A 25,960-nucleotide genomic window follows, 5' to 3' on the forward strand; every position below is an offset into this window, starting at 1 on the left:
CAGCGGCATCTTAAGTTACTTATACGTCTCGTTTTGTAATGGGTAATCATCAAAAAAGCCGCAACGTGATGAACGTTGCGGCTTTTTAATTCTGTTTATACCGTCATTCGCAGATTACTTCGAGTGAAACTGCTCACAAGCGATCATTGTGTTCTCGATTAGGCTCGCAACCGTCATTGGGCCGACCCCCCCCGGTACTGGGGTGATGAAGCTTGCGCTCTCTTTAGCGACATCGTATTCAACGTCACCCACTAGCTTGCCAGATTCTAAACGGTTGATACCAACATCGACCACAACAGCCCCTTTCTTAATCCAAGCTCCTGGAATGAAGTTAGGCTTGCCTACTGCAACCACAACAACGTCTGCTTGACGTACGTGGCCTTCAAGGTCTTTGGTGAAACGATGACAAGTCGTCGTCGTACAACCTGCTAAAAGCAGTTCTAGCGTCATTGGACGGCCTACAATGTTTGATGCGCCAACAACAACCGCGTGTTTACCACGTAAGTCGATGTTGTAGCGGTCAAGCAGCGTAATAATACCTTTTGGCGTACAAGAGCGAAGCTTAGGCATACGCTGAGCCAAACGACCTACATTGTATGGGTGGAAGCCATCCACGTCTTTCTCTGGTGTGATACGCTCAAGAATGTGAGTGCTATCAATGCCAGCAGGTAGAGGCAGTTGAACCAGAATACCGTCGATCTCTGGGTCTTGGTTAAGTTGGTCTACTAATGTTAACAGTTCATCTTCTGTCGCAGTGGCTGGCAAATCGTAAGATTTAGATACGAAGCCAACTTCTTCACACGCTTTACGCTTACTTCCAACGTAAACCTGAGAAGCAGGGTCTTCACCCACTAAAACAACCGCTAGGCCCGGAGCGCGTAATCCAGCTTCAGTACGAGCTTTTACACGTGCAGCAACTTCAGAGCGAACCGTTTGAGAAATTAGCTTTCCATCAATATTTTGAGCAGTCATGAATTTCCTTAGTATTGATATTCAAGTTAGTGGCTGATGTTTTTGGCGCATTATTCCAGAAAATCTTTTTGATTACCATTAAGCAAACGATTGCTTTGGTTTAATTTCCAACACTTATATGTTTGCTGCCCTTTTTTTACCCACTTAGATCAGAATGTTACATAAAGCCGTTGCTTTACTGATTCGAATTCGTATAATTCGTTCCTGTAGCGCGCCCTTAGCTCAGCTGGATAGAGCACGTCCCTTCTAAGGATGTGGTCGAAGGTTCGAATCCTTCAGGGCGTGCCATTATTTAAAGAAACCCGATAGCTCTCAGAGTTGTCGGGTTTTTTGCATTTCACCTAGCATAAAAACATCCGCGTTAAAGTGCCATCCTGTTTCCTTCCTTATTCATTTCATTTGGCTCATGTTATCGAAAGTTAAAATTGTTCGTTTTTTGGGGTTTACATCATTTGGTAATAGAGCCACTATGAAATCATGAAAAATAGACAAGTAAAGTAATTAGGCAGTGGGTTTATAAAATCACACCTTCTGATTAATTGCTGATTTAGAGGAAGTAATGGCAGGAAACAGTATCGGACAACATTTCAGCGTGACCACGTTCGGAGAAAGTCACGGTATCGCACTAGGATGTATCGTAGATGGGTGCCCACCAGGATTGGAAATTACTGAAGCAGACCTTCAAAGAGATTTGGATCGTCGTCGCCCCGGTACTTCTCGCTATACAACGGCTCGCCGTGAAGCGGATGAAGTAAAGATTTTATCCGGTGTATTTGAAGGCCAAACTACGGGAACTTCTATTGGTCTATTGATTGAAAATACAGACCAACGCTCTAAAGACTATTCCGAAATTAAAGACAAGTTCCGTCCTGGGCACGCCGACTATACGTACCACCAAAAGTACGGTGTGCGTGATTACCGAGGTGGAGGTCGTTCTTCTGCTCGTGAAACCGCAATGCGTGTTGCCGCAGGTGCAATTGCGAAGAAATATCTTAAACAAGCATTTGGTGTTGAAATCCAAGCTTACCTTTCTCAAATGGGTGATATCTCTATTGATAAAGTGGATTGGAACGAGATTGAAAACAACGCTTTTTTCTGTCCTGATGTCGACAAAGTACCGGAATTTGATCAACTGATTCGTGACTTGCTAAAAGAAGGTAATTCTATTGGTGCGAAGATTCAAGTGGTTGCGACTAAAGTGCCGGTGGGTCTTGGTGAGCCAATCTTTGATCGTCTAGATGCTGATATTGCGCATGCTCTAATGAGCATCAATGCTGTAAAAGGTGTTGAGATTGGCGATGGCTTCGATGTGGTTAATCAACGTGGTAGTGAACACCGTGATTCATTAACGCCTGAAGGGTTCAGTAGCAATCATGCTGGCGGTATCTTAGGTGGTATCTCTACTGGGCAAGATATTGTGGCAAGCATCGCGCTTAAGCCGACATCAAGCATTACGGTTCCTGGTGACACAATCACGAAAGAGGGTGAAGCAACGCAGCTAATCACCAAAGGTCGTCACGATCCATGTGTTGGTATCCGTGCGGTGCCGATTGCTGAAGCAATGCTGGCTATCGTGTTGCTTGACCACTTGCTACGCCATCGCGGTCAAAACTTTGGTGTGACAACGGAGACACCACAAATCTAGTTCTGCTTCTTTTCATTCAGACCAGAAAACAGATGTGCTAGAGACAAAAAAGGGTTGCTTCGTAATGAAGCAACCCTTTTTTACATTCGTAGGATTATTCATCCAGTTAGAGACCATCAATGAGCGTTATCAATACAAGGCTCTAAGCGATTAATGCACTGAACTTTCAGAATCAAGTTGGAACGACGGTAAGCGCCATTTGAATCTCACTGCAGCCATACGCAGCAAGTAACCAACCACAAGTGTGACGATGGTCGCGGTTACGTCGTTGATACCAAACTCAAGTAAACCTAGGTACAAACCTGAAGCGATAAGCGCGATAGAGGCATATAACTCCTCGTGCAGAACCAATGGCGTTTGGCGACAGATAAGGTCGCGTAATAAGCCACCAAATACACCGGTAACCAAGGCTGATACCATGCAAATCATTGGGTGCAGACCCATTGTCATCGCTACCTTAGTACCAATGATGCTGAATACAATTAGGCCTAGTGCATCCAAACGAATGAACAAGCCTTTTAGCTTGATGACCCACTTCGCCAGGCCTGTCGTGACGACGCCAGCGACACAAGTGATAGCCAAAAATTCTGGATTTTCAACCCAACCTAAAGGGTAATGGCCGAGTAGTATGTCTCGCACTGTACCGCCGCCAATTGCCGTTGCACTCGCAACTAGCATTACACCAAACCAATCCATTTTTTGTTTGCCAGCACTGAGAGCGCCGGTCATGGCTTCTGCCGTGATGCCAATGATATACAAAACACTTAGTAGCATTGCTGTAGCTCTATAATTTAGGTCTATAAATTCGAGTCTTATAGGCCTTAGGGATATAAAAATGAAGCGCGAGTGTAGTAGTAAAAATGCTTGTTGACGAATGAATATTTGTACCGTGAATGAGCGTTTCAGATTAGTTCCAGTAATCTGTTGAACCAGCTTGAGGTTACCTACCTTGAAGATAAACAGGCGTGCAATCACGGGGCTTGCTTGAACGGGGAAGGTTACGCTTGATATGGGGTTTACCAAGACGCGAAAACAGAGCAAAATACGGGGGTTTATTTTATTCTAAGCCAGTTTTATGACGCACCAATACTCAGACCTTATCGATATTTTTAATCAGACCTTTTTTGAAAGCTTTAATACCAAATTAGAGCTAGGTGATGATGAGCCGATCTATTTGCCTGCTGATGACACTATTCCACACCATCGAATTGTCTTTGCACGTGGTTTTTATGCTTCTGCTTTGCACGAAATTGCACACTGGTGTGTTGCTGGCTCTGAACGTCGGTTGCTGGAAGATTTTGGCTATTGGTATGAACCTGATGGTCGAACGGAATCGGTTCAAGCTGAGTTTGAAAAAGTAGAAATTCGCCCACAAGCGTATGAATGGATCATTGCGATGAGCGCAGGCTTTCCTTTTAATGTCAGCTGTGACAATCTACACGGCGATTTTGAGCCAGATCGTTTGGCCTTTATGAATAAAGTACACAGCGAAGTCATGGGGATCTTCGAAGTTGGCCTTCCGCCTCGCGTAAAAATGCTCTCTGAAGCATTACGCAGCTTCTACGATGTAGAACCTTTATGTGCTAGCCAATTTATTGTGAAATAAGAGAATATTATGATTATCGAATTTGAAGAAAAACTACTTGAAGTAATTGATGCTCGCATTGAAAACGCATCAGAGGACGAACTGTTTGCCGGTGGTTACTTACGTGGTCATATTTCTCTTTCAGTGGCTTCATGTGAAGAAGAAGGCATTGAAGACGTGGCTGAAGTTAAAGCCCGCATCGAGAAGAGCCTAGATGACGCTCGCTCTGAACTAACGCCTGCAGATCGCACTATTGTTAATGACCTTTGGGTTGAGCTGCAAAACCAAGCTTAATCGCTAACCATTTATCATTATCCGCTCAGTCCCTTCCTTTTCATTTTGCTGAGTCGTGAATTATTTGAGACTCATTCGAAATTTTTGAATGAGTCCGTTCAATCCTTGTGATGGTTCCATTTCCCGACTACGTTATTCTAAGCTCACTTAACGGAATTACAGAAAAGGTCACATCATGAAAGTTATCGCATTCGGCGCAAGCACAAGCTCTACCTCTATCAACAAAACTCTAGCAACTTACGCAGCTAACTTGATTGAAGGTGCTGAAGTAAAAGTCCTAAACATCAACGACTACAACGTTCCTATGTTCAGTGAAGACACTGAAAAAGAGATTGGCCAAGCGGAAGGTGCTCAAGCATTCTTGCGTGATTTAGCAGAAGCGGATGCGTTTGTTATCTCTTTTGCCGAACATAACGGTCACTACCCAGCGGCATATAAAAACCTATTTGATTGGGCAACACGTATTGAGCGTTCAGTGTTTGGCGAGAAGCCAGCGGTTTACTTAGCGACATCTCCGGGCCCTGGCGGCGCACAAACGGTACTTGGCGCGGCAACGGGGTCTGCATCATTCTTTGGCGGCAACGTGAAGGCTTCACTATCAGTGCCAAATTTCTATGATAACTTTGACTTTGAGTCCGGCGCTATCAGCAACGAAGAGATTGCTCAGCAGATCAAAGACGCGGTTGCTAAGCTGTAAATACTGCTCCGTTTAGAACATCTGTTTAGATCAACAAGAACAATAAAAAGCCCGAGTGACATAATGTCGCTCGGGCTTTTGAGCTTTTAGTTTCAGGTATTTCAGATGTTCAGAATAGTTGAACTAGAAACTATGGGCTTGTTCTAGAGTGTTTGTCTGCAACCCAACCAGCGGTTAATGCCTTACCTTTACGCAGCCTGCGCACCCACATTCTGCTTGGGTGAATCGCTTCAAGCACATCAACCGGTAAAGGTAGCGGATCGCCACATATTTGTGATGCTAACACTTCGGCCAGCAATGGAGCAGAGCTTAAGCCGCGCGAACCCAGCCCGATAAAGCAGTACAGATTAGGGAAGCTTGCTACCGTTTGAACACCATCAATCGAGTGGCGCTGTGGGTTAAAGTTGTGCAGATCTTGGTACTGCGCTTTGATTGATTCAAAATCACCAACATTGCCGACAAATGGTAAGTGATCACGGCTTACGCTTCGGATACCTTGGCGCGCTAAGTTGTCACTGGTGTCGACATCTTTTGTCCATGCTTGGTCTGGCAATGACCCGTTCAGGCGCTCGCCATTATGCTGTTGAACTTCAATATCAAACTCTTGGTCAATATTGGTTTTGTCGTAGTTCGCACCAATACAGTGATGACCATTGTTTGGGTTTTGCGGCGTTAGGTAGCCATCAAAGCACAACACGGTTTTTAACTTGGTTAAGTTTTCCGTGGTCGGAATATGGCTTACTTGGCCTTTAACCGGAGTCAGAGGTACTGGTTGAGTCTGCTCAAACTGGGTGAACTTGTGGCCGTTCGCAACAACCACTTGGTCATGTTTAGTTTGAATCTCACCTTGTGGTGTCTCAATGGTAAGTTGCCATAGTTGTTCAGCTTCGAGCCACTCAAGTTGAGTCACTTGATGTTGATAGTGAGCGCTAACTTGGTCGGTATACTCTAACTTTTCGATCAAGCCTTGTGTCAGTTGTATAGGGCTTAACCAACCACCCAGTGGGAAGTAAACACTCTCTTTATCAACTGGTAAGCCAATCTTTTCGTTCGCTTGTTCAGGGGTTAAGCGCCGAATCAAGTCTGTATGGAAATTGCCTTCCAACATGCGGTTAAGCTTTTTGGTTGAGCCTTCATCCCACATCAGAATGTTCACGCCACACCAGCTGTGGTCAAATTGAATAGATTGAGCCGCCTGATTGATGAACTGGCGAGCAAACAGTAAACCGGGGCCAAACACGCGAGAAACGTTCGAAGTCGCTTCGCTTAATAACGGATAAATTGCACCTTGATTGTTGCCTGAGGCATTGCTCGCGGCAAGTGGGTGTTCACAATAAAGGGTGATGTTTTTACCACGTCGGCTTAACGTTTTTGCAAGCGCAGCGCTGGCAACACCACCACCGATAATGGCGATATCTTGTGAATCACTGTGTTGAGCTAGGCTATACCAAGGTTTGATGTTGGTATGAGCGTGTTTCTCGTCAAGGCGGCCTGCAATCATTTCCCGCTTAGTACCAAAGCCTTTAACCTTCTTCATCGCAAAGCCAGCTTCGATTAAACCGCGTCGAACAAAACCAGCGGCGGTGAAGGTCGCACAGCTACAATCTTGTTTAGCCAGCTTGGCCATGCCGTTGAACAGGTTTTGATTCCACATCTCTGGGTTTTTGCTTGGGGCAAAGCCATCTAAGAACCAAGCATCAACCAAGCCTCGTTTTGGCGTAGGCACGTTAGGCATACAATCTTTAATATCGCCAAACCACAAATCAAGCGTGATTGTACCGTCGCCTAGCACAATGCGGTGACATTCCGGCAGAGCAATCGGATAATGTTCTTGGAGTTGCGTCGCATACTCGGCTAATTCTGGCCATGATTGGTGCGCTTTGATCAGATCCTCTTTGTTTAAAGGGTATTTTTCAAAACTGATGAAATGTAACTCTTTGGTAATAGCTTGTGGGTTATCTTTAAGGAAAGTATCGAACCACTGCCACACAGCAAGAAAGTTTAAACCGGTACCAAAGCCGGTTTCAGCAATCACAAAACGACGTTGTTGATGTTCAACCCAACGCTCTGGAAGGTGGTTTTGCTTTAAAAAGACGTAGCGAGTTTCTTCTAAACCGTTAACATTGGAGAAGTAAACGTCGTCAAATTGGTCTGAAACTGGCGTGCCAGACTCATTCCATTCCAGTTCTGCATTAGTAATTGAAGTCATAAAATCTATCATTTTGTGATTTGAAGCGATATGTTGGTAGGGATTGTACGAATTTCTAGGAAAGCTGACCACTTTTGTTAGGCTTCTTAGTTATCATCTAGCTGAATTTAGAATTATAGGAATGTCACATGAAACGAGTCGTAATCACCGGTATGGGTATTGTTTCAAGTATCGGTAACAACGTCGAAGAAGTTTTAGCATCACTGAAAGAGGGTAAATCTGGTATTACCGCTTCAGAGCAGTTCAAGGAAAATGGCTTGCGCTCTCAAGTTTGGGGTAACCTAAAAATGAACCCAGCTGACCATATCGATCGCAAAAAAATGCGCTTTATGGGTGATGCGGCGGCATTCGCATATCTTTCAATGGAGCAAGCAATTGCTGATTCTGGTTTAACGGAAGATCAAGTATCTAATGACCGCACGGGTATCGTTGCGGGTTCAGGTGGTGCTTCATCTCTAAACCAAGTAAACGCAGTAGACATCATCCGTGAAAAAGGCGTTAAGCGCGTTGGTCCATACATGGTTCCACGTACAATGGCTTCTACGGTTTCTGCTTGTCTAGCAACGCCTTTCAAAATCCGTGGTGTGAACTACTCTATGAGTTCTGCATGTGCAACATCTGCACACTGTATTGGTCACGCGATGGAGCTTATCCAACTTGGTAAGCAAGACGTAGTATTCGCTGGTGGCGGTGAAGAACTGGATTGGTCTCTGACTATGATGTTCGACGCAATGGGCGCACTTTCTACTAAGTTCAACGATACTCCTGAGCTAGCTTCTCGTACTTACGATGCGGACCGTGACGGTTTTGTTATCTCTGGTGGTGGCGGCATGCTAGTTATTGAAGAACTTGAGCACGCAGTTGCTCGTGGCGCAAAAATTTACGGCGAGATCGTAGGTTACGGCGCAACTTCAGATGGCTACGACATGGTTGCTCCTTCTGGTGAAGGCGCGGTTCGTTGTATGAAGATGGCGATGCAAAACGTTGATGGCGTTGACTACGTGAATACTCACGGTACTTCAACGCCCGTTGGTGACGTTAAAGAACTTGGCGCAATCCAAGAAGTTTTCTCTCAAGATAATGGCGGCGGCAAGAGCCCTGCAATTTCTGCAACTAAAGCGATGACAGGTCACGCTCTAGGTGCTGCTGGTGTACACGAAGCAATTTACTCAACACTAATGCTAGACAACGGCTTTATCGCACCAAGCATTAACGTTGTAAACTTAGACGAAGCAGGTAAAGGCCTAGACATTGTAACGGAAGCTCGTGAACAAGAGCTAACGACGGTTATGTCTAACAGCTTTGGTTTCGGCGGTACTAACGCAACGCTAGTAATCAAAAAGTATCAAGCTTGATTTAAGGGACAAGATTAATCGTTAAAGGGGGGCGAGTGCAGACTCAACACGCGCAAGTCTTCTAATAATAACGGCTATCAGAAGCTTGTTTAGATATAGGTTTTTAAGCGTGGTTTTTTAAACGTGTTTTTAACATGGTTTTTAAAATCGGGGTTTAGAAATTGAAAGGTTTCCAGAGCTTGATCAGTAGTGACTTAGTTAGTACTGGTTGAACAGACGCAAGACTCTGTCTCCTGGAGAGCGAGATAGGATCCTTTTGTTCTGGATGTTTGCCCGATTGTTTATTCAATCGGGCATTTTTCGTTTTGACCTTGGATATAACTCAATTCCTTTTCTTGTTTGTGAAGGCTAGGGGATTCAGCCCCTTATTCATAATGTATTCCAATTGTTACTCGACACCGTGTGTGTAATTTTGCACAATCATTTCAATTCACATTTAGGTCGATAGACCCCAACAAAAGTACTCGCCAAATGAAAATCTTAATCGACGAAAATATGCCTTACGCTGAAGCGCTGTTTAGCCAGCTAGGTGAAGTGACAATGAAGTCTGGTCGCACACTCACTGCTGACGACCTAGTTGACGTAGACGCATTGATGATTCGCTCTGTTACCAAGGTAAACGAGTCATTAATCAGCAAAGCCAATAAGCTGAAGTTTGTTGGTACTGCGACGGCTGGTATGGATCACGTTGACCAAGAATTGATGAAAGAGCGTGGCATTTTCTTCACTGCAGCGCCTGGCTGTAACAAGGTGGGTGTCGCTGAGTATGCCTTCAGCGCGATGATGGTGCTTGCTCAACAACAGGGTTTTTCTGTTTTCGACAAAACGGTCGGTATTATTGGTTGTGGTCAAGTGGGCAGCTACTTAGCGAAATGCTTAGAAGGTATTGGTATTAAAGTGTTGCTCAACGATCCTCTTAAGCAACTGGAGGGTGACACTCGTGAATTCACCGACCTTGAAACGTTATTAGAACAATCTGATGTGATCACGTTACATACGCCTATCACCAAGACGGGCGAATTTCCAACGCACCATATGATCAATGAGCAAGTGCTACACAACTTCCGCGCCGACCAAATCCTGATTAATGCGGCTCGTGGCCCAGTCGTTGATAACCAAGCACTAAAAGCTCGCCTGCAAAAAGCTGACGGCTTTACTGCCGTTCTTGATGTATTTGAGTTTGAACCTGAAGTCGACATGGAATTGCTTCCACTGCTTGCTTTCGCAACGCCTCACGTAGCGGGCTACGGTTTAGAGGGCAAAGCGCGCGGTACCACGATGATCTTTAACAGCTATTGTGGGTTTTTAGGTGCGGAACAACGTGCTTATGCAAGCGATCTTCTACCGACAGCCCCAGTGCCTCAAATGAAATTAGATAGAGCTTGGGATGAAGCAACACTGCACAATTTGACTCAGTTGATCTATGATGTGCGCAAAGACGACGCCTTATTCCGTCGCAATATCTCTACGCCGGGTTCTTTTGACAAGATGCGTAAAGAATATTGGGACCGTCGAGAGTACAGTGCTGTCGAGTTAACGGGCGACGAATCTTGTAATTTAACGCCGTTATCTAAACTCGGTTTTATGGTAAAGCCAACTTTATAAAAGAGAGAAACAATGAGCCAAGAATTTAATATTGCTATTTTAGGTGCGACTGGTGCGGTTGGTGAAACCATTCTTGAAGTACTTAAAGAGCGTAAATTCCCTGTCGGTGAAATGCACTTACTAGCAAGTGAACGTAGTGAAGGCAAAACTTCCCGTTTTAACGGCAAAACAATACAAGTACAAAACGTAGAAGACTTTGATTGGTCTCAAGTACATATTGCGTTTTTCTCTGCAGGTAGCGAACTTTCAGAGCGTTGGGCTCCAATCGCTGCGGATGAAGGTGTGGTTGTTATCGATAACACATCACGTTTCCGCTACGAATACGATGTTCCTCTGGTGGTACCAGAAGTGAACCCTGAAGCGATTGCTGAGTTCCGCAACCGTAATATCATTGCGAACCCTAACTGCTCTACTATCCAAATGGTTGTAGCACTTAAACCAATTCACGATGAAGTGGGCCTTGAGCGTATTAACGTTTCAACTTACCAATCTGTATCTGGTGCAGGTAAGCCGGGGATCGATGAGCTAGCGGGTCAAACGGCTAAGCTTCTTAACGGCATGCCAGCGGACAAGTCAGCGTTCTCACAGCAGATCGCCTTCAACTGTATTCCTCAAATCGATGAATTTACAGAGAACGGCTACACGCGTGAAGAGATGAAGATGGTTTGGGAAACTCAAAAAATCTTTGCTGACTCTTCAATCACGGTGAACCCTACGTGTGTTCGCGTACCTGTATTCTACGGTCACGCTGAATCTCTACATATTGAAACTCGCACTCCAATCGCTGCAGAGCAAGTGGTTCAGCTTCTTGAGAACACAGAAGGCGTTGAAGTATTTCAAGCGTTAGACTTCCCAACTCAAGTTCGTGATGCGGGTGGTAAAGATCACGTAATGGTTGGCCGAATTCGCAACGACATCAGCCATCACAGCGGCGTAAACATGTGGGTGGTTGCTGATAACGTTCGTAAAGGCGCAGCGACAAACGCAGTGCAAATCGCTGAAGTTCTGATTCGCGATTACTTCTAAGTTTCATTGCTTTGATAAATAAGCCTCACTCTTTAGTGGGGCTTTTTTAATCAATTGAAAATATTGTTAGGAAAATTGTGTGAAATTGCTGCGAATATTGTTGTCGTAACACATTTTTTGTCTTCGTCTCTATAGTTTTATGTCATTTATCCGATATATTTAATAGTTCATCACTTTATCCGAATTTAAGCACCTAGCTGAGCACTTTATGTTTCAAATTTTTAAGCCTTGGTTAATGCCTTTGGCCGTTATCATTGCGACTCAGATTCCCGTTGTTCGTGCAGATTCCATTCGAGTTGTAGGGCCTAATGGCCAGATACAATCAGCGCCTACTTTTTCCGAACCTCTGCAAAGAGCGCAGCCGCTTAGCGCCTCCAATGGTACTAGTGAGCCCTCACGTTTCTATGGTCCAACTCGTGGTTCAGAGACGCTGTGGTCTATCGCCTCAAAATTACGCCCGGATAACTCCGTGTCAGTCCAACAAACCCTGTTGGCGATTTATCGCTTAAACCCTCAAGCGTTTGAAAACCAGAATATTCATAGCCTGTTGCCTGCGAGCAACTTACGTGTGCCTTCTTTAGAACAAGCTCGTGCCAGCTCAACGCAGCAAGCTGTCAACATCATGACTTCGCATCTTGCCAAGCTTGATGCTCCAGTGGCTAAGCCTGTCGCGCCAAAAACAAAACCAGCGCCAGCGCCAACTCGACCTGATGTGAGTGATAAAAATGCGGCTTCAGCAAAGCAAGTAAGTACAGCTAAAGCGCCTACAAATCCATCTTCTCCAACTGATTCAACGTCTCCAACCAAGGAGATGAACGAATTAGAAAAGACACTAAAACTTTCAGAAACAGAGTTACTGTCATTGGAAGAGAAAAATCATCAGCTTCGTTTAATGCTGTCGAACGTGCAGTCTGAAGTGGATGTACTTAAAACGGAACTTAGCGACGAAGACCGTATCCGCAGCGAAGTTGAGAAGCTGCTTGCTGAAGAGCGTAAAAAGAACGCCGAAATCGAAAAAATGGCACCGACTGCTACAGAACAGTTGTTATCTAATGGCTGGCTAGTGGCAGCACTTGCGAGTATTCCAGGCCTTTTACTTGGCCTTATTATTGTGATGCTGTTGGGGCACCGATCTAAAAACGATGAACAGCAACAAACGACGCAAGAACAACCTATTCAACCTGAACCAAGCAGTGTGGCTCCTATCTCTTTAGGCGAAGAGATGAGCGATCTTGATAATGAGCTGTCTTTGGATGATGAACTTTTTGATACTGAAGACGACGCTACCAAGCTATTTGACGATCAAGCATTGGCTGAAGAAGACGATGTATTTGCAGGCTTAGATGAATCCGATCTTGATTTTAATCTTGATGGTGAAGACGATGACCCGTTTGCAAGTATCGGTGAAAACGGTGATTTAGACACCAACTTCGACGATCTGGACTTAGACAGTAACACCGGCATCAGTGTTAATGGTGAAGAAAAGGCGCTTGGTCTGGAAGAAATGGAACGCGCTCTGGATAAAACAGCGGAAAGTTCTCTTGATTCTGATGACGAGGACTTCGACCTTGCGGATGATAACGCGATGTCTGCTGATGAGGTTGAATCCCTACTATCTCAAGAGTCTGAGACTGAAGACTTAGGATCGAATGAACTAGATCAGTCTCTATTAGATGATCTGTTCGCGCTTGATGACGAAGACGATGGTAGTTTCGATATCGATGCTTTGATTTCGGAAGAGCAAAGTGATTCGCCTTCTAATAACAGCACCCCAGCAACCGATGATTTTGACATTGATGCGCTTATTTCAGAGCAACAGAGCGATGCCAAGCCAGCTGACTTGAGCAATGACGAGTTCGATATCGATACTTTGATTTCCGAACAGCAAACCGCTGAACCTTCGGCTTCTAGTGTCGAAGAGGATATTGATGATATTTTTGCTCAGGTTGCAGCTCAGAAAGGTGAAACGAATGCTCCCTTTAACCTTGATAATGACGATGAGATTGCCGCTAACCTAAACAGTGGTTTGGCGTCTGATGATGATATCGAAAACATCCTGTCTCAGTTTGATAAGCCAACTGAAGATGAAGAAGCTCAAGACAGCGTTGATCTGCTCGATGAGCAATTGGCAGGGGATGACGTAGACCTAAGTTATTCGACCGATCTTCTTGATGAAATGTTGGAAGGTGAATCGGATGATGAGTCTGAAAACGAACCTTTAGGGTTTGACGCTTTGTCTGAACTTGAAGAGCTTTCTGGCATATCGGCGGACGATGACCTAAACATTGCGGAAGATAGCACGGAAACCTTAGATGAGCTGATCGGTGATTCTGACGGTGATGATTTCGAACTCGATGCAGATAGCACTGATTTGCTTGATGATTTTCTTGATAGCGAATTGCTAGCCGATGATGCATCAACAGATGAAGCGGGCGAGAAGGAGACTGAATCTTTAGATCCGTTTGATGATCTACTAACAAGCGGTATTGAAGGTGAATTAGAATCGGAAGAGCAAACGTTTGATAAAGAACTAGAGGCGGCCTTTGACAAAGCCAATGAGGAGCCTATCAAAGAGTCAAGCGTTGAGACGACTCAGTCAACATCGGACCCTTCTGAAGCTGAGCCAGCGCAAGCTGCTGAGGTGAGTGAAACATCACAACCTGAACCAGTTAGTGATGAGCCGTTAGATTCGGAACCGACGCAAGCCAGCTCAGAACTTGAGCCAGAAAGCGATGAAGCCTTTAATCGTGATGACTTCATCGATGATCTATTTGGTGTAGCGCCAGCAACAGATGCTCTGCTTGATGATTCATTAGAAACCACAGACGAAGCGTTGATTGATGAGTTAATGACGTCTGATGACAGTGGCGTGTTGGAAGCGAATGAAGCGCAAGTTGAAGATCCAATCGAACAGGTTTCTGAACCAGATCAAACTCCAAATTCGGATATTCAAGAAGCACTTCCGGAAGAAACCGCATTACCTGTTGAAGAAAATGACGAACTGGATATTGAGTCGCTGTTATCTGAAAATTCTGATGTTGAAGAACCCGCTTTCGCTGAATCAGAACAAGAAGCGCTTGAGCCGAAAGCAACAGATACACAAGACAGTCACGAAGAAATTGCGCCTAGCTCTGAAAACCAAACTTCACCATCGTCACTGAGTGATGTCTCAGAAGACGAAGAAGAGACGGTTGAAGATTGGTTAGCAGAATCGATCGACGATGTTGAGTCGCTATCGAACATCGACTCTGATTTTGACTTTGAACCGAAAATTCAAGGTAGCGATGAATTTGAGGATGTTGTTGAATCCTTGCCAGAGCCAGAGCCAGAGCCAGAGCCAGAGCCAGAGCCAGAGCCAGAGCCAGAGCCAGAGCCAGAGCCAGAGCCAGAGCCAGAGCCAGAGCCAGTTCGTGCAGCAAATATGCCAGAGAGCATTCCAAATGAATTCGGCGTACCAGAAGATGACGATTGGCTGATTGAAGATGAGACGCCTGCACCAGAGGCAGAAACAACACCAGAACCAGCTGTTGAACCTCAATTAGACGCAGAACCGCAACCAACAGCTGAGCCGCAAGCTGAAGCGACACCGCAAGCAAGTGAAGAAGAGTTTTCATTTGATGATTTCGAACTGCCAGAGTTTGGTGAAGAAGACGCATTAGCAGAAGTGGCTAGCGAACCGGATGAAGCACAGTTAGAGCAAGATCTCTCTGATGGTAATGAAAAGTTTGAGTTTGATGACCTTGAGCTGCCTGAATACGATGAAGAGAGCGCAAAAGCCGATTCTGTTTTAGACGATATTGAACAAAGCAGCGCCGAGCCTGTAGCGGAAGAGACAGGTATAGAGTTCGATGAATTGGATTTACCAGAATATGGTGAAGATGAAGCAATCTCTGATGCGTTTGCTGAGAAACCAACACCGCTAACTTCTTTCAGCCCACAAGGCGAAGAGCAAGATGCGTTGCATGATTTGTTCTCAAACCCACAAAGCTTTGCTCATGCTGATGCTCTCTCGGATGTTGAAAGCTCAGAGGCTGATTTTACACAACCAGATGAATCACTGGACGCGCCTTCAGAGCCAGGCTCAACGTCAAAAGCGGTTCAAGATGAACCACTAGAAGATTTTGATGAGACTGCTCTGGCTGAGTTACTTTCAGAAGATGTTCAAAACACTGTCGATAATATGTTTGACAAACCACTGGATGCAACATCGATTGATAGCGCAGGTCTAGATATTGATGCGATGCTTGAAGTGGGCGGCGAAGATTGGAAAGGGTTTAACTTAGCGCCAGAGCAACAGTCGAGTATGCACAAGGATGTCCCTGATGATCAACAAGAGATTTGGGCGTCGGCAGAGCAACAAGCTGAACCTAAAATTAAAGAAGAGAATTGGGGACAACAAGACAACTTAACCGAATCAGGCAGAAGTCGTGATAAGCCATACATGACGATTGATGAATTGATGGCTCAAGTAGAGCAAGAAGGTGAAGAGGTCACTAATCCAGACGATGAAGAATTGAAGCTGGATGTTGGTTTAAATGAGTTCCCTGATGTTATCGGTGATATAGGCAATTTTGATGTTGATAGCAATGCAGAAGCTGCAGGTAAACTCGATTTAGCTAAAATCTACATCGAGATGAGCGACTCGCAAGGTGCGATTAAGCTTCTAGAGGAAGCTATTGTTGACGGAAGCGATGATATTCGTCGCGAAGCCAAGAATATCATCGATAAGTTAAACGGTCGGTAAGCTCAACGAAATAGAAAGGGTAGCATTGGCTACCCTTTATTTTAGGGCGAGGCTAAGAGCCTTTGTTTTATTATTACAGTTTTAGCCCCATCCTATTTGGGATAGCACCGATTTCCGTATATACTTCTCGCCCATTTTCAAAGAGAACAAGAACATGAAAATTGCTTTAGGTATTGAATATAACGGTACCCACTACTTTGGTTGGCAGCGCCAACGAGACGTGAAAAGTGTCCAAGAAGAATTGGAAAAGGCTCTTTCAGTTGTCGCGAATCACCCTGTTGAAGTTATGTGCGCAGGTCGCACAGATGCCGGTGTTCACGGTACGGGACAAGTCGTTCACTTTGAAACTAATGTCGATCGTAAAATGGTGGCATGGACAATGGGCGCTAATGCCAACATGCCAAAAGATATTGCGGTTCGTTGGGCGGCAGAAGTGAATGAAGATTTCCATGCTCGTTTCTCTGCTACTGCACGCCGTTACCGTTACATTATCTTTAACCATGCACTACGCCCTGGTATTTTGAATTCAGGTGTTAGCCATTATCATGGTCATCTTGATGAAAAAAAAATGCATGAAGCGGGTCAATACTTACTTGGTGAGAATGACTTTACTTCGTTCAGGGCAACACATTGTCAATCTCGTAGCCCGTGGAGAAATTTGATTCACTTAAATGTGACTCGTCATGGGCACTACATCGTGATCGACATTAAAGCGAATGCGTTTGTTCACCATATGGTGAGGAATATTACTGGTAGCCTTATTGCAGTAGGTAAAGGTGAGCAGAAACCAGAGTGGATCCAGTGGCTTTTAGAGGCCAAAGATCGAAAAGTTGCCGGCGCGACTGCAAAAGCGGAAGGCTTGTATCTGGTGGATGTTGATTATCCTGAACATTTTGAGCTACCACGAGAGCCGGTTGGCCCTCTTTTCTTACCAGATAATTTGAACTAAATGTGAGACTTAGGTTCAAAAAACATGGTGATTTCGTGTGTAAGATGGTGATAGAAAATAGGTACAACCAGTTTTTTATCTACAGTCGCTGTTTTATGTGCTTTAATTCCCACGCATAATTCCCAAATTTATTTCTTTCGCAATCAAGCGCAAGAATCGAAACAAAAAGGTCTTCCATGAGTTGGCTTGAAAAGATTTTAGAAAAAAGCAACATCGTAACATCTCGTAAAGCGTCTATCCCTGAGGGTGTTTGGACTAAATGTACTTCTTGTGAGCAAGTGCTTTACCATGCTGAACTAGAGCGTAATCTAGAAGTATGTCCAAAATGTGATCATCACATGCGCATGAAAGCACGTCGCCGTCTGGATACATTCCTAGATAAAGGTGAACGTGTTGAACTCGGTGCTGAGCTTGAACCACAAGACAAACTGAAGTTTAAAGACTCTAAGCGTTACAAAGAACGTATCTCTGTTGCTCAGAAGAACAGTGGAGAGACAGATGCATTAGTAGCAATGAAAGGCGAACTGCTTGGTTTACCTATCGTAGCGTGTGCTTTTGAATTCTCATTCATGGGCGGCTCTATGGGTTCCGTTGTTGGTGCTCGTTTTGTGAAAGCGGTCGATGCTGCTATTGAAAACAATTGTGGTTTAGTTTGTTTCTCTGCAAGTGGTGGTGCGCGTATGCAAGAGGCGCTTATGTCTCTAATGCAAATGGCGAAAACCAGTGCAGCGCTAGAGCGTTTATCGGCGAAAGGCTTGCCGTTTGTTTCCGTAATGACTGACCCAACAATGGGGGGGGTTTCTGCGAGTCTAGCAATGCTAGGTGACATCAATATCGGTGAGCCAAAAGCATTGATCGGTTTCGCTGGACGTCGTGTAATCGAACAAACGGTACGTGAAGATCTTCCTGAAGGTTTTCAACGTAGTGAGTTTCTACTAGACCACGGTGCTATCGATATGATCGTTGACCGTCGTGAGATGCGCCAGCGCGTAGCTAGCCTAGTTGGAAAAATGACCAACCAGCCTTCACCATTGGTAGTTTCTGTGAACGATTCACCGAATGAAGCCACTTATGAAGTACCAGAAGCGCCAGAAAAAGGGTAAAGTACCTTCTAACAAACCTACTTAATTATGGTTATGAGTTAGATGAGTCAACAACCTATTCCTCAAGCCACATCCTCTTTGGAGATGTGGCTTGATTATTTATCAAACATCCACACAAGCGCTATTGATCTTGGGTTAGACCGAGTTCAGGCCGTCGCTTCTAAGGTAAACCTCACCAAACCTGCTCAACACGTGATTACCGTTGCTGGAACCAATGGCAAAGGCTCAACGTGTGCCCTGATGGAAGCAATTCTGTTAGATGCTGGTTACTCCGTTGGTGTCTACAGTTCCCCTCACTTAATCCGCTATAACGAACGTGTTCGTATCAACGGCCAAGATCTATCCGATAAAAAGATTGTGCAGTCATTCGATTTTATTGAAAAAGAGCGTGGCGAAATCAGCCTTAGTTTTTTCGAGTACGGCACCTTAGCCGCGTTACGCGCATTTCAAACGGAAGCGGTAGATGTCGTGTTATTGGAAGTGGGATTAGGCGGTCGTTTAGATGCAACGAATATCGTTGATCATGATGTGTCTGTGATTACCAGTTTGGCTGTCGACCATGTTGATTGGCTTGGTGACGACATCAATGTGATTGGCTTTGAGAAAGCGGGTATCTATCGTAGTGGTAAGCCTGCTATCTGTGGACAGCCTAAGCCACCAGCAACAGTTGCTGCACATGCAGACGATATAAAAGCTGAATTTTACCAAGTGGGTATTCAATACACCTATGATGTTGACGGTGATATTTGGAACTGGCGCAGTGGTGCATTCCAATTAGAAGCTTTACCAATTCCAGATTTACCGTTACCTAATGCGGCAACCGCATTGATGGCGTTGGGAACTTCAAAATTGAGTATTAGCGATATAAATATCACTAATGGTCTAAAGAGCGCACAGCTTCCCGGACGTATGCAGAAAGTCAGCGATCAACCTGTGATTGTGCTTGATGTAGCGCATAATCCACATTCGGCTGAGTATTTTGCACAACAAGTTATTCAAAAGTATGCTGGGAAAAATTTACACGTTGTAGTCGCCATGCTTCATGACAAAGATATTCCCGCAACATTGGAAGTATTAACACCAGTTGCAACACATTGGTATCCAGCTTCACTACAAGGCCCTCGTGCGGCAACCGCTGCCGAATTGTGTGAAAGCCTACCAAAAGGCGTAGAGCAGTATTCAACCCCTGTAGCGGCGTTTGAAGCGGCTTTAGCTTCTGTCCAAGGTGACGATGTTGTGTTGGTGGTCGGTTCTTTCCATACTGTAGGTGAAGTGTTGGAGCATTGGCAGAAAAAAGGAAACTAAATGGCAAGTAAATTCCAAAGCCGATTAGTCGGCACTATCATTTTAGTGGCCATAGGCGTGATTGTATTGCCAGATGTGCTTGATGGTAAGAAGCTTCATTATAAAGAAGAGTTTGCAAGCATTCCAATTAAGCCTGAGCTTGATAGTAATGTTGAGGTTTTTGAAGTTCTCGATCCTGTTGAAGATCAGATTGCTCTGCCGGAGTCTCCGGTTGAGCAGGTGGTTGAAAGTGGTGGCGACAGTTCAAAGACCCAAACAGCGTTAACGTCTGATGATACAGAATCCGACAAAGTGGCTGTTGTGGTTAAGCCTGTACCTGAAAAAAATGAATACCAAGATAGCGCGTGGCTCATTCAATTGATGGCTTTAAAAAATGCTGACAACGCCAAAAATGTTGTTAAGGATTTACAAAAGCGTGGTTACCAGGCTCACACCAAGCAAGAAAATAGTTTTACGCGAGTAATTATTGGCCCGGATGTCTCTAAATCCAAACTTGAGCGACAAATTAAGGAATTAGAGAAAATTACGGGTTCAAAAGGTCAGTTGCTCAAATTTAAACCGTTAAATCCATAAGAAAACGTTTGCGTCAGCATTTTTTCTGTTAAAATGCGCGCCAACTTAAGATGAAGAATTCATGAATTGGTTAGATTTTGTCATTTTAGGCGTGATCGGCTTCTCTGCCGTGATCAGTTTAGTTCGTGGTTTCGCTAAAGAAGCGTTGTCATTGGTTATTTGGTTTGGAGCATTTTTTATTGCTAGTCAGTACTACGCTAAATTAGCCATGTACTTTACCAATATCGAAGATGAGATGTTTCGAAACGGAACTGCGATAGCAGCATTGTTTGTTGCAACGTTAGTTGTCGGTGCCTTAGTTAACTATGTCATCGGTCAGCTAGTTCAGAAAACAGGCCTGTCAGGTACAGATAGAATCCTCGGTGTCGTCTTTGGCGGTTTACGTGGTGTTTTGATTGTCTCTGCAGTGTTGTTTTTCATGGATGCGTTTACTGCATTCCCAAGTTCTGAGTGGTGGAAGAGTTCGCAATTGGTTCCAGAATTTAGTCGAATCATTGCGCCGTTCTTCGAGCATTTACAAGCAACATCTAGTTTCTTATCTGGCGCGCTTTAGCGCCAGTTAATATCGAAAATCGAGGGTTAGGACATGTGTGGTATTGTTGGAATCGTGGGTTCAACACCTGTAAACCAGTCAATTTATGACGCTTTAACGGTATTGCAGCATCGTGGCCAAGATGCCGCTGGTATTTGTACCATAGAAAGCAATCGTTTCCGTCTGCGTAAGGCGAACGGTTTAGTCAAAGATGTTTTTGAAGCAAAACACATGCAGCGCTTACAAGGTGAAGTTGGTATTGGTCATGTTCGTTACCCTACTGCGGGTAGTTCAAGTGCATCTGAAGCTCAACCTTTCTACGTAAACTCTCCTTTTGGCATCACGTTGGCTCACAACGGCAACCTGACAAACGCAAACGAAGTGCGTGAAAAGTTGTTCGAGAAAGACCGTCGTCATTTAAATACAACTTCTGACTCTGAAGTTCTATTGAACGTTTTGGCTCATGAGATCGATACCGTTAAAGGTAACGTGACTTCAGATGATGTTTTCCGCGCTGTCTCTAATGTGCACCGTACGATTCGCGGCGCTTACGCAGTAACGGCAATGATTATCGGCCACGGTATGATTGCATTTCGTGACCCACATGGTATCCGTCCTCTGTGTCTTGGTAAGCGTGAAGTTGATGGTAAAACAGAGTACATGGTTGCGTCTGAGTCAGTCGCGTTAGACGCTGTTGGTTTTGATTTTATGCGCGATGTTGCTCCTGGTGAAGCTATCTACGCAACATTCGATGGTGATCTTTTTACTAAGCAATGCGCAGACAACCCACAACTAAACCCATGCATCTTTGAATTTGTATACTTTGCACGCCCAGATTCATTCATCGACAAAATCTCGGTTTACAGCGCACGCGTTGAGATGGGTGAGATGCTAGGTAAACGTATTAAAGAAGAGTACGCCGACTTAGATATTGATGTGGTTATCCCAATTCCTGAAACTTCAAACGATATTGCGCTACGGATAGCTCAAGCGATCAACAAGCCATACCGTCAGGGTTTCGTGAAGAACCGTTATGTTGGCCGCACGTTTATCATGCCTGGTCAGCAACAGCGTAAAAAATCAGTTCGCCGTAAGTTGAACGCAATCCGTTCAGAGTTTAAAGGTAAGAATGTTCTATTGGTTGACGACTCTATCGTTCGCGGTACAACATCAGAGCAGATCATTGAGATGGCTCGTGATTCAGGTGCAAGTAAAGTCTTCATGGTTTCAGCAGCTCCAGAGGTGCGCTTTCCGAACGTTTACGGCATCGATATGCCGAGCGCGATAGAGCTGATTGCTCATGGTCGTGACAACGAAACAATTTGTAAGCAGATTGGCGCAGATGCTTTGATTTTCCAAACGCTACCAGATCTAATCTCTGCGGTAGGTATGGGCAACCAAGACATTTCTCGCTTCGATACTTCGGTATTTAACGGTGAGTATGTAACAGGTGATATCGACCAAGCGTACTTAGATTTCCTAGATTCTTTGCGTAATGACGACTCAAAGGTTCAGCGTGAAATCCAACAAGACCTAGCGAACCTAGAGTTACATAACGAAGGCGCTTAGTCTTTCCGTTAGGAATCGCGCTTTTTTGCTAGCGATTCAGAATTTAAAAAACCAGAGTATTCGCTCTGGTTTTTTTATTTTCGAAAAGAGAATTGGTTTTAATGAATGTGGTATGCGATCACAAAATCAATAAACAATCTTACCTTCTCTGGCAGGTGGTCTTTGTGATTATAAAGCATGTAAATATCACGAGGGTTAGCGCTCCAGTCTTCTAGGACCTGCACTAAGCTGCCATCTTCAATATATTCACGAATCATCACATCAGGCATTAGGGTGATACCTAGGCCTCCAGAACATGCTTGTCTCACTACATTGAGTGCATTGGCGTTGAAACGACCTTTCTCGCTGTTAACCACCGTCTCATCATTAGAGTTACTCAGTTGCCACTTAATTAGCGGGTAGCCTTTTAGAAGAGAGTGGTTAGCCAGTTCTTCCGCGTGGCTTGGTGCCGGGTTCTTCGCTAAATAATCAGGGCTCGCGATAAGAATATCTTTTACTTCACTGATTTTTCTTGCGATTAGACTTGAGTCACGTTGTGGGCCAACGCGGAAAATTACGTCCCACTCGGTTGGATCAAGTTGATCGGCTTGGTTGTTCATCATCAATTCAATATTGATATCTGGGTATTGAATCATGAAGTCGCTGAACATTGGCATCATCATGCGTTTGGTCAGGTTGGATGGGGCCGTAATACGAATCTTACCGGAAGCTCCTTTGCACACGTCCGTGAGCTCTTCTGCAGTAGAAGATAGGCGTTGCAATAGCGGAGAGCATTCATTGAAAAAACGTTCGCCAGCTTCTGTTAAAGAGAGTTTACGCGCGTGTCTATTGAGAAGCCTCAGATTCAGAGAGTCTTCTAAGGCTTGAATACGTCGTGTAATGGTCGCAACCGGAATCATAGTCTTGCGCGATGTTGCGGTGTAGCTCCCATTTTCAACGACGAGTCGAAAGAGGTTTAAATCATCTAATTTCATAAATCCAGACACATTTGTTTACAATCTCATCTAATTTATACGTAACAGTGAGATCAATGTTTGCGTTACGTCAACTCGTTGCACTATTTACAAGTATTCCAACCCTCGTCACGAATTACCAGTAAAGAGTGAACATTTGTGTATTTAGCATTTTGTTACTAAGTTTTATATTAGTTCTTAGAACAGATAACAATAATAATTCGACTTAGTTTTGTGAGGTTATAGATTATGTACAAAACTCACAGTCAGCCAGTAATGACCTCGGCTCAGGAAGTAATCAACCAGAAATGCGTAATGTTGGTTGATGATGATCCTATTTTTCGCCGTATAACCAGCGCGTACTTAGACACGATTGGTTATAAAGTGGTTGAGGCTGAAAATGGACTGGACGCTCTGCAAAAGCTCAGAGACTCGGCGCCAGATTTAATTGTGTGTGACTTGTCAATGCCGATCCTGGACGGCATTGAGCTTGTGGAAGAGCTCAGTTTAGAGTATCCATCATTGCCTATGATCGTTGTCTCAGGGACAGACGATATGTCGGATGTGGCGAAAGCATTACGATTTGGCATCAAAGACTTCTTAGCCAAACCTTTAGAGGATCACGGTCACTTAGGCAGTGCGATTGCGAATACGTTAAAAGATTCATTCGACAACATTTCGGATCAACGAGATTTTTCAAGCCAATGGTTTTGTGTGGATGACGGAGGAGAGATCCCCGAAGATCAAGAGCTGCATTGGCACCTGAATTATTTACAAGAAAACCCAAGTGCAGCAAAAGACTTACTGCATGCGCTGCTGCCTGAAAAAGATACAAGACAAGGCTCATGGTGTTGTAGTTATCGATTATTGCAATCAACAGAGATGATGCCGCTTGTGTTTGACTACGCATGGATGATGAATGGGCAGTTTGCTTTTTACCTCGTCGATTCGTCCTCTTCTGATAATGCCAGCTCAGCGTCTACATTGTTGGTGCGAGCGCTATTTCACGATTACATAAGAAATAGAAAAGATTTTAATGTTGATCTCAAAGATATTGCTGAGATTTTAGAGAAGGGGATTGAGTGCTCCAAATGTGCCACGCCCGTTAATGCATTGTTTGGTGTCGCCAACCTTGCCGAGGGTACCATCTCTGTTTTGCCTGCGGGTCTAGATGGACGCTGGTCGAATGGTGAGATGAATCAAAACATTGCCGCTGGTGAGCGTTTAGGCGAAAACTGTAAGAAGAATTTTATTACGAGAGACTTGCCGATTGAACAAGGCTGCCAACTCTCATTGAGCTTGCTTGGAGCGGCGAGCTTTAGTTTAGACATACACCAAGGGTCTACCGATTAACCCTATATTTCCTCGGTTTTTGTGAATAATTGATTAAGGTATAGTTGCGCAAATGGTGTGGCTATGCCTTTTTTGTTAAATGTCGATTTAGCAAAGCGGGTTTGGTTCGCCAGATAACAGATACTTACCTTTACTAACAAAAACAAGAAGCAATCATGGCAGATAACAAAGACTTTCAAGACCCGTTTAATGTATTCTATTTTTTAGGATTTTTAGCCGCATTTTTAGCGATTCCATTGTTACCAGCAACATTAACGTTGATCCGTGTATTCAATGGTTACGCAACATTTTAGTTAACCGATTTCCGTTTGCTGAATCGTAGTTGACTGATTCAGAGTTGACTGATTGAAAGTTAACGGGTCGTGATTAATTTAAGGAGGCCACAATTAGCGTTCGAGTTTTAAGTCTCAATATTGCTGGTGGCCTTTGCATATTTCTCGCAGTGCTAGGGATAGTTTTACCTGTTCTGCCAACCACGCCTTTTCTCCTTCTTGCTAGCGCATGCTTTATGCGAAGCAATCCTAAAGTTCATAAATGGATGCATGAACACAAAACGCTGGGTCCTTTACTGAACAATTGGTATCAACATGGTGCCGTCACCAAACAAGTTAAAACGCGCGGTGTGTTCTTTATCTTGTTGAGTTTTGCGTTATCCATCTGCTTTTCCCCGATCATTTGGGTTAAGGTTTTCCTAATTTGCGTACTTGTTATTCTTCTCACATGGTTTATGCGACTTCCAACCCATGAGTTGGTTGCTGACAGCAAAGAAAATCACTACCATTAAGCCAATGTGCCTGCTTGTAAAGCGGGCGTTTATTATTTTAGCAATCAGGGCTATGACTCTCGTTGCAATGAATACCAATCGTACCTTTCCTTAATTCCAAGCGTTGATGTTTGATTCGTTAACGAGGGTTTGGAAAGCGGCCTAATGAAGTGCATAAGATTATGAACACAGAAAAAATCTCTCTGATCAAAGCAAGCATCAAAAGCATCCCTGATTACCCTAAAGCAGGTATTTTGTTCCGTGACGTAACAAGTTTGATGGAAGACCCTGCGGCTTACAAAGCGACTATTGACCTGCTAGCGGAAACATTCAAGGACATGGGCTTTACTAAGATCGTTGGTACGGAAGCTCGTGGTTTCTTATTTGGTGCGCCTTTGGCTCTTGAGCTAGGTGTTGGCTTCATTCCTGTTCGTAAACCTGGCAAGCTGCCTCGTGAAACTGTGGCTCAATCTTATGAACTTGAGTACGGTACAGATACACTAGAAATCCATATCGACGCTATCGTTGAAGGCGATAAAGTGCTGATGGTTGATGATTTGTTAGCAACAGGCGGTACGATTGAAGCAACAACAAAGCTGATTCGTAGGCTCGGTGGTGTGGCAGAGCACGCTGCATTTGTTATTAACCTTCCAGAAATCGGTGGTGACAAGCGCTTAAAAGGCTTAGGTCTAGAAGTGTTTAGCATCTGCGAATTCGACGGTCACTAA

The 25,960-nt window shown here is 44.4% G+C and carries 22 protein-coding genes and 1 tRNA gene; 19 read left to right on the forward strand and 4 right to left on the reverse strand.

What is annotated here, in order from left to right:
* Positions 1 to 114 precede the first annotated feature (114 nt).
* A complete protein-coding gene (gene folD, locus OCU50_RS04065) occupies positions 115 to 972 on the reverse strand; it encodes a bifunctional methylenetetrahydrofolate dehydrogenase/methenyltetrahydrofolate cyclohydrolase FolD (protein ID WP_017056435.1) in 858 nt (285 codons plus the stop codon).
* 211 nt (positions 973 to 1,183) lie between these two features.
* Between folD and OCU50_RS04070 the strand changes: the two genes are divergently transcribed.
* A tRNA-Arg gene (locus OCU50_RS04070) sits at positions 1,184 to 1,260 on the forward strand.
* Positions 1,261 to 1,531: 271 nt separating this feature from the next.
* Positions 1,532 to 2,617, forward strand: coding sequence for a chorismate synthase (gene aroC / locus OCU50_RS04075; RefSeq protein WP_060468236.1), 1,086 nt, complete (start codon positions 1,532 to 1,534; stop codon positions 2,615 to 2,617).
* Between the two features lie 150 nt (positions 2,618 to 2,767).
* On the opposite strand, the gene OCU50_RS04080 is transcribed toward aroC, so the two are convergent.
* Positions 2,768 to 3,391: a trimeric intracellular cation channel family protein gene (locus tag OCU50_RS04080; RefSeq protein ID WP_017056438.1), complete on the reverse strand. Its 624-nt coding sequence runs from the start codon at positions 3,389 to 3,391 to the stop codon at positions 2,768 to 2,770.
* A gap of 301 nt (positions 3,392 to 3,692) precedes the next feature.
* Between OCU50_RS04080 and OCU50_RS04085 the strand changes: the two genes are divergently transcribed.
* From OCU50_RS04085 to OCU50_RS04095, 3 genes are all read left to right on the forward strand, one after another.
* Complete coding sequence (locus OCU50_RS04085; protein WP_060468235.1) at positions 3,693 to 4,223, forward strand: elongation factor P hydroxylase; 531 nt, start codon at positions 3,693 to 3,695, stop codon at positions 4,221 to 4,223.
* A gap of 9 nt (positions 4,224 to 4,232) precedes the next feature.
* Positions 4,233 to 4,496 carry a YfcL family protein gene (locus tag OCU50_RS04090; RefSeq protein ID WP_017056440.1) on the forward strand — a complete coding sequence of 88 codons (264 nt, stop codon included), beginning with the start codon at positions 4,233 to 4,235 and terminating at the stop codon, positions 4,494 to 4,496.
* Positions 4,497 to 4,671: 175 nt separating this feature from the next.
* Complete coding sequence (locus OCU50_RS04095) at positions 4,672 to 5,193, forward strand: NADPH-dependent FMN reductase (RefSeq protein ID WP_046222661.1); 522 nt, start codon at positions 4,672 to 4,674, stop codon at positions 5,191 to 5,193.
* Between the two features lie 130 nt (positions 5,194 to 5,323).
* Here OCU50_RS04095 and mnmC read toward each other — a convergent pair whose 3' ends face one another.
* Positions 5,324 to 7,402: a bifunctional tRNA (5-methylaminomethyl-2-thiouridine)(34)-methyltransferase MnmC2/FAD-dependent 5-carboxymethylaminomethyl-2-thiouridine(34) oxidoreductase MnmC1 gene (mnmC, locus tag OCU50_RS04100; RefSeq protein WP_060468234.1), complete on the reverse strand. Its 2,079-nt coding sequence runs from the start codon at positions 7,400 to 7,402 to the stop codon at positions 5,324 to 5,326.
* A gap of 128 nt (positions 7,403 to 7,530) precedes the next feature.
* On the opposite strand from mnmC, the gene fabB reads away from it, so the two are divergent.
* The 10 genes from fabB (at position 7,531) to purF (ending at position 22,163) form a co-directional block, all read left to right on the forward strand.
* Entirely contained in the window at positions 7,531 to 8,757 is a 1,227-nt protein-coding gene (gene fabB / locus OCU50_RS04105; protein ID WP_060468233.1) for a beta-ketoacyl-ACP synthase I, read from the forward strand.
* 471 nt (positions 8,758 to 9,228) lie between these two features.
* Positions 9,229 to 10,362, forward strand: a complete 1,134-nt coding sequence (locus OCU50_RS04110; protein WP_060468232.1) for a 4-phosphoerythronate dehydrogenase — start codon at positions 9,229 to 9,231, stop codon at positions 10,360 to 10,362.
* Positions 10,363 to 10,374: 12 nt separating this feature from the next.
* Positions 10,375 to 11,388, forward strand: coding sequence for an aspartate-semialdehyde dehydrogenase (locus OCU50_RS04115; protein WP_060468231.1), 1,014 nt, complete (start codon positions 10,375 to 10,377; stop codon positions 11,386 to 11,388).
* A 208-nt stretch (positions 11,389 to 11,596) separates the two neighbouring features.
* The gene (locus tag OCU50_RS04120; RefSeq protein ID WP_065311173.1) at positions 11,597 to 16,132 is read left to right on the forward strand and encodes a FimV/HubP family polar landmark protein; all 4,536 of its coding nucleotides are present in this window, start codon (positions 11,597 to 11,599) and stop codon (positions 16,130 to 16,132) included.
* Between the two features lie 154 nt (positions 16,133 to 16,286).
* Positions 16,287 to 17,081: a tRNA pseudouridine(38-40) synthase TruA gene (gene truA, locus OCU50_RS04125; RefSeq protein WP_060467290.1), complete on the forward strand. Its 795-nt coding sequence runs from the start codon at positions 16,287 to 16,289 to the stop codon at positions 17,079 to 17,081.
* Positions 17,082 to 17,257: 176 nt separating this feature from the next.
* A complete protein-coding gene (gene accD / locus OCU50_RS04130) occupies positions 17,258 to 18,184 on the forward strand; it encodes an acetyl-CoA carboxylase, carboxyltransferase subunit beta (RefSeq protein WP_060467291.1) in 927 nt (308 codons plus the stop codon).
* A 42-nt stretch (positions 18,185 to 18,226) separates the two neighbouring features.
* Positions 18,227 to 19,489 (forward strand): bifunctional tetrahydrofolate synthase/dihydrofolate synthase, encoded by a 1,263-nt coding sequence (gene folC / locus OCU50_RS04135; protein ID WP_060467292.1) that lies wholly within the window; start codon positions 18,227 to 18,229, stop codon positions 19,487 to 19,489.
* Entirely contained in the window at positions 19,490 to 20,062 is a 573-nt protein-coding gene (locus OCU50_RS04140) for an SPOR domain-containing protein (protein WP_060467293.1), read from the forward strand.
* A gap of 61 nt (positions 20,063 to 20,123) precedes the next feature.
* Positions 20,124 to 20,615: a CvpA family protein gene (locus OCU50_RS04145; RefSeq protein WP_017056451.1), complete on the forward strand. Its 492-nt coding sequence runs from the start codon at positions 20,124 to 20,126 to the stop codon at positions 20,613 to 20,615.
* 33 nt (positions 20,616 to 20,648) lie between these two features.
* Positions 20,649 to 22,163: an amidophosphoribosyltransferase gene (gene purF, locus OCU50_RS04150; RefSeq protein WP_017056452.1), complete on the forward strand. Its 1,515-nt coding sequence runs from the start codon at positions 20,649 to 20,651 to the stop codon at positions 22,161 to 22,163.
* Between the two features lie 98 nt (positions 22,164 to 22,261).
* On the opposite strand, the gene OCU50_RS04155 is transcribed toward purF, so the two are convergent.
* Complete coding sequence (locus OCU50_RS04155; protein ID WP_060467294.1) at positions 22,262 to 23,137, reverse strand: LysR family transcriptional regulator; 876 nt, start codon at positions 23,135 to 23,137, stop codon at positions 22,262 to 22,264.
* Positions 23,138 to 23,365: 228 nt separating this feature from the next.
* On the opposite strand from OCU50_RS04155, the gene OCU50_RS04160 reads away from it, so the two are divergent.
* From OCU50_RS04160 to apt, 4 genes are all read left to right on the forward strand, one after another.
* Positions 23,366 to 24,469, forward strand: coding sequence for a response regulator (locus tag OCU50_RS04160; RefSeq protein ID WP_060467295.1), 1,104 nt, complete (start codon positions 23,366 to 23,368; stop codon positions 24,467 to 24,469).
* A 155-nt stretch (positions 24,470 to 24,624) separates the two neighbouring features.
* Positions 24,625 to 24,762 carry a hypothetical protein gene (locus OCU50_RS04165; protein WP_004734169.1) on the forward strand — a complete coding sequence of 46 codons (138 nt, stop codon included), beginning with the start codon at positions 24,625 to 24,627 and terminating at the stop codon, positions 24,760 to 24,762.
* Between the two features lie 119 nt (positions 24,763 to 24,881).
* Entirely contained in the window at positions 24,882 to 25,253 is a 372-nt protein-coding gene (locus OCU50_RS04170) for a YbaN family protein (RefSeq protein WP_077680152.1), read from the forward strand.
* A gap of 161 nt (positions 25,254 to 25,414) precedes the next feature.
* On the forward strand, positions 25,415 to 25,960 hold the full coding sequence (gene apt / locus OCU50_RS04175) for an adenine phosphoribosyltransferase (protein WP_060467296.1): 546 nt from the start codon (positions 25,415 to 25,417) through the stop codon (positions 25,958 to 25,960).

This window comes from Vibrio toranzoniae, assembly GCF_024347655.1.
In the GTDB taxonomy this organism is placed as follows: Bacteria; Pseudomonadota; Gammaproteobacteria; order Enterobacterales; family Vibrionaceae; genus Vibrio; species Vibrio toranzoniae.

Coding starts and splice junctions, on each gene's coding strand:
- OCU50_RS04165 (WP_004734169.1), top strand. CDS start 24,625: ATGGCAGATAACAAAGACTTTCAAGACCCGTTTAATGTATTCTATTTT.
- OCU50_RS04085 (WP_060468235.1), top strand. CDS start 3,693: ATGACGCACCAATACTCAGACCTTATCGATATTTTTAATCAGACCTTT.
- OCU50_RS04120 (WP_065311173.1), top strand. CDS start 11,597: ATGTTTCAAATTTTTAAGCCTTGGTTAATGCCTTTGGCCGTTATCATT.
- apt (WP_060467296.1), top strand. CDS start 25,415: ATGAACACAGAAAAAATCTCTCTGATCAAAGCAAGCATCAAAAGCATC.
- OCU50_RS04145 (WP_017056451.1), top strand. CDS start 20,124: ATGAATTGGTTAGATTTTGTCATTTTAGGCGTGATCGGCTTCTCTGCC.
- OCU50_RS04115 (WP_060468231.1), top strand. CDS start 10,375: ATGAGCCAAGAATTTAATATTGCTATTTTAGGTGCGACTGGTGCGGTT.
- OCU50_RS04140 (WP_060467293.1), top strand. CDS start 19,490: ATGGCAAGTAAATTCCAAAGCCGATTAGTCGGCACTATCATTTTAGTG.
- OCU50_RS04095 (WP_046222661.1), top strand. CDS start 4,672: ATGAAAGTTATCGCATTCGGCGCAAGCACAAGCTCTACCTCTATCAAC.
- fabB (WP_060468233.1), top strand. CDS start 7,531: ATGAAACGAGTCGTAATCACCGGTATGGGTATTGTTTCAAGTATCGGT.
- OCU50_RS04160 (WP_060467295.1), top strand. CDS start 23,366: ATGTACAAAACTCACAGTCAGCCAGTAATGACCTCGGCTCAGGAAGTA.
- OCU50_RS04155 (WP_060467294.1), bottom strand. CDS start 23,137: ATGAAATTAGATGATTTAAACCTCTTTCGACTCGTCGTTGAAAATGGG.
- mnmC (WP_060468234.1), bottom strand. CDS start 7,402: ATGACTTCAATTACTAATGCAGAACTGGAATGGAATGAGTCTGGCACG.
- aroC (WP_060468236.1), top strand. CDS start 1,532: ATGGCAGGAAACAGTATCGGACAACATTTCAGCGTGACCACGTTCGGA.
- folC (WP_060467292.1), top strand. CDS start 18,227: ATGAGTCAACAACCTATTCCTCAAGCCACATCCTCTTTGGAGATGTGG.
- truA (WP_060467290.1), top strand. CDS start 16,287: ATGAAAATTGCTTTAGGTATTGAATATAACGGTACCCACTACTTTGGT.
- accD (WP_060467291.1), top strand. CDS start 17,258: ATGAGTTGGCTTGAAAAGATTTTAGAAAAAAGCAACATCGTAACATCT.
- OCU50_RS04080 (WP_017056438.1), bottom strand. CDS start 3,391: ATGCTACTAAGTGTTTTGTATATCATTGGCATCACGGCAGAAGCCATG.
- folD (WP_017056435.1), bottom strand. CDS start 972: ATGACTGCTCAAAATATTGATGGAAAGCTAATTTCTCAAACGGTTCGC.
- OCU50_RS04110 (WP_060468232.1), top strand. CDS start 9,229: ATGAAAATCTTAATCGACGAAAATATGCCTTACGCTGAAGCGCTGTTT.
- purF (WP_017056452.1), top strand. CDS start 20,649: ATGTGTGGTATTGTTGGAATCGTGGGTTCAACACCTGTAAACCAGTCA.
- OCU50_RS04090 (WP_017056440.1), top strand. CDS start 4,233: ATGATTATCGAATTTGAAGAAAAACTACTTGAAGTAATTGATGCTCGC.